The organism is Streptosporangium minutum (genome assembly GCF_002149035.1).
GTDB lineage: Bacteria > Actinomycetota > Actinomycetes > Streptosporangiales > Streptosporangiaceae > Streptosporangium > Streptosporangium minutum.
Window position 1 is genome coordinate 1 of the sequence record NZ_NGFP01000380.1, and the last position, 6,120, is coordinate 6,120.

At 70.6% G+C, this 6,120-nt stretch carries 5 protein-coding genes; 3 read left to right on the forward strand and 2 right to left on the reverse strand.

What is annotated here, in order from left to right; translation table 11 throughout:
- Positions 1 to 1,385, forward strand: a 1,385-nt coding sequence (locus CA984_RS41910; RefSeq protein WP_133061945.1) for a DUF3516 domain-containing protein, incomplete at its 5' end; no start/stop codon positions are given.
- A 157-nt stretch (positions 1,386 to 1,542) separates the two neighbouring features.
- On the opposite strand, the gene CA984_RS41915 is transcribed toward CA984_RS41910, so the two are convergent.
- On the reverse strand, positions 1,543 to 2,232 hold the full coding sequence (locus CA984_RS41915; RefSeq protein ID WP_086578881.1) for a hypothetical protein: 690 nt from the start codon (positions 2,230 to 2,232) through the stop codon (positions 1,543 to 1,545).
- 78 nt (positions 2,233 to 2,310) lie between these two features.
- Here CA984_RS41915 and CA984_RS41920 point away from each other — a divergent pair, with 78 nt between their 5' ends.
- Positions 2,311 to 2,826: a DUF2087 domain-containing protein gene (locus tag CA984_RS41920; protein ID WP_207621246.1), complete on the forward strand. Its 516-nt coding sequence runs from the start codon at positions 2,311 to 2,313 to the stop codon at positions 2,824 to 2,826.
- On the opposite strand, the gene CA984_RS41925 is transcribed toward CA984_RS41920, so the two are convergent.
- A complete protein-coding gene (locus CA984_RS41925) occupies positions 2,793 to 3,749 on the reverse strand; it encodes a helix-turn-helix transcriptional regulator (RefSeq protein WP_086578883.1) in 957 nt (318 codons plus the stop codon). The two genes, CA984_RS41920 and CA984_RS41925, sit on opposite strands and share 34 nt — an antisense overlap.
- Positions 3,750 to 3,812: 63 nt before the next feature.
- On the opposite strand from CA984_RS41925, the gene CA984_RS41930 reads away from it, so the two are divergent.
- Positions 3,813 to 6,065, forward strand: coding sequence for an ATP-binding cassette domain-containing protein (locus CA984_RS41930; protein ID WP_086578884.1), 2,253 nt, complete (start codon positions 3,813 to 3,815; stop codon positions 6,063 to 6,065).
- Positions 6,066 to 6,120 lie beyond the last annotated feature (55 nt).

Genomic DNA, 6,120 nt, shown 5'->3' on the forward strand with positions numbered 1-6,120 from the left:
GCTACGTCGTCTGCCAGGCCCCCGACCACGTCGTCGAGAACGAGAAGGCGCTGGCCAAGATCGGCGACGACCCCAAGAGAAGGCGCGGCTACGCCCGCAAGAAGCCCCCGGAGGGCTTCGTCGGCTGGAGCGAGGAGACCTTCGAGAAGCTGCAGAGCGCCGAGCCCGAGCCGCTCAACTCCCGGTTCAAGGTCAGCAACGCGATGCTGCTCGCGGTGATCAACCGCCCCGGCGACTGCTACGCCGCGATGAAGCACCTGCTCACCGACAACCACGAAGACCGCAAGTGGCAGCGGCGGCACATCAGCCAGGCCATCGCGATCTACCGTTCGCTGCTGGCCGGCGGCGTGGTGGAGCAGCTCGCCGAGCCCGACGACCAGGGCCGGATGGCCCGCCTGACCGTCGACCTCCAGGAGGACTTCGCGCTCAACCAGGCGCTGTCCACCTTCGCCCTGGCCACCCTCGAACTGCTGGACATGGAGTCGCCCAACTACGCCCTGGACATGGTCTCCATCATCGAGTCCATCCTCGACGACCCCCGCCAGATCCTGTCCGCGCAGCTCAACAAGGCCCGGGGCGAGGCCGTGGCGCAGATGAAGGCCGACGGCATCGAATACGAGGAGCGGATGGAGCTCCTCAACGACGTCACCTACCCGATGCCGCTGGCCGACCTGCTGCTGGGCGCCTACGAGACCTACCGGCGGGGCCACCCCTGGGTCGGCGACTACACCGTCAGCCCCAAGACCGTCGTGCGGGACATGTACGAACGGGCGATGACCTTCGCCGACTACATCCAGTTCTACGAGCTGGCCCGGTCCGAGGGCACCGTCCTGCGCTACCTCGCCGACGCCTACCGCACCCTGTCGCGGACCATCCCCGAGCACCTCAAGACCGAGGATCTCATCGACCTCATCGAGTGGCTCGGCGAGCTGGTCCGCCAGGTCGACTCCAGCCTCCTGGACGAGTGGGAGCAGCTGCAGAACCCGACCGGCGAGCTGGAGGCGCCCTCCCTGGAGGAGAGGACCCGGCCGGTCACCGCCAACACCCGCGCGTTCCGCGTGCTGGTCCGCAACGCGATGTTCCGCCTGGTCGAGCTGGCCTCCCTGGAGAGGGAGCAGGAGCTGGCCGAGCTGGCGCCGGACGTGGACTGGGGCGCCGCCCTCGACGCCTACTACGACGACCACGAGGAGATCGGCACCGGCCCGGACGCCCGTGGGCCGGGCCTGCTCCGCATCGAGGAGGAGAAGGAGTTCTGGCGGGTCCGCCAGGTCATCGCCGACCCGGCGGGCGACGGCGACTGGGGCATCGACGCCCAGGTGGACCTGGGCGCCTCCGACGAGGAGGGCCGCGCCGTGGTCCACGTCATCGGCCTGAACCGCCTCTGACCTCGCGGAGCCGGCCCGCACGCGACCGTCCGCATCGGCCTGAACCACCTCCGCTCCGCGGATCCGCCCCGGACTCGACCGTCCGCATCGGCCTGAACCGCCTCCGCTCCGCGGATCCGGCCCGGACGCGACCGTCCGCGCTCCGGGCCGGCCCGTCTCATCCCTGTCGCCGCGGGGCGCAGGCGACGATCTGGCAGATCTTGGCGAGCATCTGCCTGGTGTGCGCGAGCTGCTGGGTGTAACTCTTGGCGGACGGCTTGGCGGAGGCGGAGGAGAGGTAGACGATGACCGCGTTGGCCCGGCGCGCGATCACGACGTCGTCCCCGGCGACGGGCTCGCCGTCCTCGTACTCCCGGGCGCTGCTCTTCCACGCCTCGTCCCCGAGGGCGACCCTGGCCAGGGTCCGGCTGTAGGAACCGCTCTTCCAGACCTCGGACCGCCCGCACTTCTCCACGGCCGCCCGGAACTGTCCCAGCGCCGCGCGCGCGGCCTGCTCCGAGCGGTAGAGGATCACCTGCTCGGCGGTCTCGATCTCGCCCTTGACGTCGAGGTAGACCGTCCGGGCCGCCGCCCGGCCGGTCTGGCCGATCCTGTCCTTCGGCAGCGAGGCGATCACCGTGTCGTGGGCGCAGAAATCGACGGCGAACCGCTCCCCGACCTTGGCGCTGGCCCGCCAGACGTTCTCGGCGTCGGCGGGCTCGTCCTTCTTGGCCTGATCCGTCGCCACCTCCCTGTCGTGCAGCAGGAACCCCTTCGGGACGGCGGGGGCGGCGGCGGAGGCCGGGGAGGCGCCGGCGAGCGCCGTACCGGCGAGGAGGGCCGCGGTTAAAATGATCTTTCTCGACATGCGCTACATGATGCCAGGAGCATCGGGTCCGCCGTCCATGGCGCGGAGGCGGCGGACGGGGCCGACAGAATGGGGGGCATGACTGACGACGCGATCAGGCAGGTACTGGGCCTGCTCTATCAGAACGACACGTTGCGGGTGCTGGCGGCGCTGGCGCTGGACGGCACCCCCGAGGATGCCGGGCTGGACAGGGACCCGACACGGCAGGCGCTGGACCGGCTGGAACGCGGCGGGCTGGCCGTACGGGACGGAGACGGCCGCTGGCAGGCGCGCCGGGAGCGGTTCCGCGAGCTGCTGCACGCCACGGCCAAGCCCGCCGTCCCGCTCTCCCCCGAGGAGAAGGTGCTGCAGTCCTTCCTGGTCGAGGGACGGCTCCGGGCGATCCCCACCAAACGCGACAAGCAGCTCATCGTGCTGAACTACATCGCCCAGGTCTTCGAGCCGGGGGTCCGCTACCCGGAGAAGGAGGTCAACACCGCGCTGCGCGCCTTCCACGACGACTACGCGGCGCTACGCCGCTACCTGGTCGATGACGGGCTGCTGAGCCGGAAGGACAACGTCTACTGGCGCAGCGGCGGCGCGGTCGACGCCTGAAGCCGGGCGGCGAGCAGCTGGACATAGCCGGCCAGCTCGGGCGGGTCGTGGACGGTGAAGTCCAGGCCGAGCATTCCGATGGTGAGCGCGAGCCACTCCAGCGAGTCCCCGCCGGTGCGCAGCAGGCAGCTGTGCTCGTCCAGAGCCTCGATCGTCGCCCCCGGACCGGGGAACCGGTCGGCCACGACCTCCAGGGGCGCGTGCAGGGTCACCACGGCCCGGTAGCGGCTGATGGGGGCGACCACCGACTCCTCCACGTAACCGGGCGGCGGCTCGCGCGGGCCGAATCGGGCACCGGTCGCCAGCGGCGAGGTGAGCCGGTCCACCCGGAAGGTCCGCCAGTCCCGCCGGTCGGTGTCCCAGCCGACGAGATACCAGCGCCGCCCGGTGGAGGCCAGCCGGTAGGGCTCGACCAGGCGGGCGCTCTCCGTGCCGTCGCGCCGGCGGTAGCCGAAGCGCAGCCGCTCGTGGTCCCGGCTCGCCTGGGCCAGGAGCGCCAGGGTGTCGGGGTCCACGGTCGGCCACCAGCCGCGCACCGCCACGGTCTGGGTCTGCAGGGTGTTGACCCTGCGGCGCAGCCGGGAGGGCAGGACCTGCTCCAGCTTGGCCAGGGCCCGCAGGGAGGTCTCCTCGATCCCGGTCACCCCGCCGCTCGCCGCCGTGCGCAGGCCCACCGCGATGGCCACGGCCTCATCGTCGTCGAGCAGCAGCGGCGGCATCGCGGTCCCCGCCTCCAGCCGGTAGCCCCCGGCCGGGCCGGTCGTCGCGTGGACCGGATAGCCCAGCTCGCGCAGCCGGTCGACGTCGCGGCGCAGCGTGCGCGGGCTGACCTCCAGCCGCTCGGCCAGCTCGGGCCCCGGCCACTCGCGGTGCGCCTGGAGCAGCGACAGCAGCCGGAGCACCCGTGCGGTGGTATCTGCCATGGATGCCACGATGCCACCGATTGCGGCCGGAAACTGGCCTAAACCGTGGCTAGCGTCGGATTCATGAGCCACATCGAGATAACGGGCGCCCGTGAGAACAACCTCAAGAACATCTCACTGAGGATCCCGAAGAAGCAGATCACGGTCTTCACCGGCGTCTCGGGGTCCGGCAAATCGTCCATCGTCTTCGACACGATCGCCGCGGAGTCGCAGCGGCAGCTCAACGAGACCTTCAGCACGTTCATCCGCAACCGCCTCCCCAAGTACGGCCAGCCGGACGCCGACGGCATCGAGAACCTCTCCACCGCGGTCGTCATCGGACAGCAGCGCATCGGCGGCAACTCCCGCTCCACCGTCGGCACGATCACCGACATCCTCTCCCTGATGCGGCTGCTCTACTCCCGGATCGGCACGCCGCCCGCGGGCTACTCCAACGCTTTCTCCTTCAACGACCCCGCCGGGATGTGCCCGGAGTGCCAGGGCGTGGGCCGGAAGGTGCTCCTGGACGTCGATCTGGCCTTCGACCGGTCGAAGTCGCTGAACGAGGGCGCGATCCTGCTGCCCGGCTTCCGGGTCGGCACGTGGTACTGGAAGACCTACATCCATTCCGGGCTGTTCGACAACGACAAGCCGCTGGAGGACTACACCGAGGCCGAGTGGCAGACGCTACTGGGCGGCTCCGGGCCGGACGTCATGTTCGAGACGCAGGGCGGGACGGTCCCGCAGAAGTACGAAGGGGTGGTCGACAAGTTCTACCGGCTCCAGATCAACCGGGACACCGAGGGAAAGCCCGGTCGCGACTCGGCGATGGACTTCGTCTCCGCGCGCCGCTGCCCGCTGTGCCGGGGCACCAGGCTCAACCAGGCGGCGCTGGCCTGCCGCGTCAACGGCCGCAACATCGCCGAGCTGGCCTCGATGGAGGCCCGTCATCTGGTGGACGTGGTCGCCGAGATCACCGCCCCGGTCGCAGCGACGATGGTCGCGGCGATCCTGGAGCGGCTGCGGCACCTGGTCTCCATCGGCCTCGGCTACCTCAGCCTGGACCGGGCGACGAGCACGCTCTCCGGCGGGGAGTCGCAGCGGATCAAGATGGTCCGGCACCTGGGCAGCAGCCTCATCGACATGACCTACATCTTCGACGAGCCCACCGTCGGCCTGCACCCGCGCGACGTGACCCGGATGAACGACCTGCTGCGCGAGCTGCGCGACAAGGGCAACACCGTGCTCGTGGTCGAGCACGACCGCGACGTCATCGAGATCGCCGACCACGTGGTGGACGTCGGGCCGCACGCGGGCGCGCACGGCGGCGAGATCGTCTACGAGGGCGGCGTCGCCGGCCTGCACCAGGCGGCCACCCTCACCGGCCGGCACATGCGCCACAACCAGCCGCTCAAGGCGGAGTTCCGCGAGCCGACCGGTGCGCTGACCGTCGCCGGCGCCACCGCGCACAATCTGAAGGACGTCACGGTCGCCTTCCCCACCGGCGTGCTCACCGTGGTCACGGGGGTGGCCGGGTCGGGCAAGAGCACGCTCGTCAACAAGGTGTTCCTGGCGCGGCACCCCGACGCGGTGGTCATCGACCAGTCGGCGGTCAGCCGGTCGATCCGGTCGAACCCGGCCACCTACACCGGGCTGATGGACGAGGTCCGCAAGCTGTTCGCCAGAGCGGGAGGCGTCAGCCCGGCCCTGTTCAGCTTCAACTCCAAGGGAGCCTGCCCGGAGTGCCAGGGGCTGGGGATCATCTACACCGACCTGGCGTTCATGGACGGCATCACGTCGACGTGCGAGGTCTGCCAGGGGCGGCGGTTCCGGGAGGAGGTGCTCCGGCACACCCTGCGCGGCAGGTCCATCCTCGACGTGCTGGAGATGACGGCGGGCGAGGCGGCGGAGTTCTTCACCGAGCCGAAGCCGCTGCGCATCCTGCGTGCGGTCAACGAGGTGGGGCTGGGCTACCTCAAGCTCGGCCAGCCGCTCAACAGCCTGTCCGGCGGTGAGTGCCAGCGGATCAAGCTCGCCGGCGAGCTCCACAAGACCGGCAGCGTCTACGTGATGGACGAGCCGACCACGGGCCTGCACATGTCCGACGTCAAGCACCTGCTCGCCATCATGGACAGCCTGGTGGACGCCGGCAACTCCGTCATCGTCATCGAGCACAACCTCGACGTCGTCAAGAACGCCGACTGGATCATCGACCTCGGCCCCGACGGCGGGGACCGGGGCGGCACGGTCGTGTTCGAGGGCACGCCCCGGCAGCTCCTCGGCGTGACCGGCTCCTTCACCGCCGAGTATCTCCGCCGCGACCTGGGCCAGCCGTGATGCTCCCCGGCCCGTCCGGTCCCCTCGTCCGGTCCCGCCCCGCCCCGTCCGGTCC

Bases quoted from the DNA above. Each gene is read 5' to 3' on its own strand.
- CA984_RS41920 (WP_207621246.1), top strand. From the start codon at position 2,311: ATGACTGACGACGCGATCAGGCAGGTACTGGGCCTGCTCTATCAGAAC.
- CA984_RS41925 (WP_086578883.1), bottom strand. From the start codon at position 3,749: ATGGCAGATACCACCGCACGGGTGCTCCGGCTGCTGTCGCTGCTCCAG.
- CA984_RS41930 (WP_086578884.1), top strand. From the start codon at position 3,813: ATGAGCCACATCGAGATAACGGGCGCCCGTGAGAACAACCTCAAGAAC.
- CA984_RS41915 (WP_086578881.1), bottom strand. From the start codon at position 2,232: ATGTCGAGAAAGATCATTTTAACCGCGGCCCTCCTCGCCGGTACGGCG.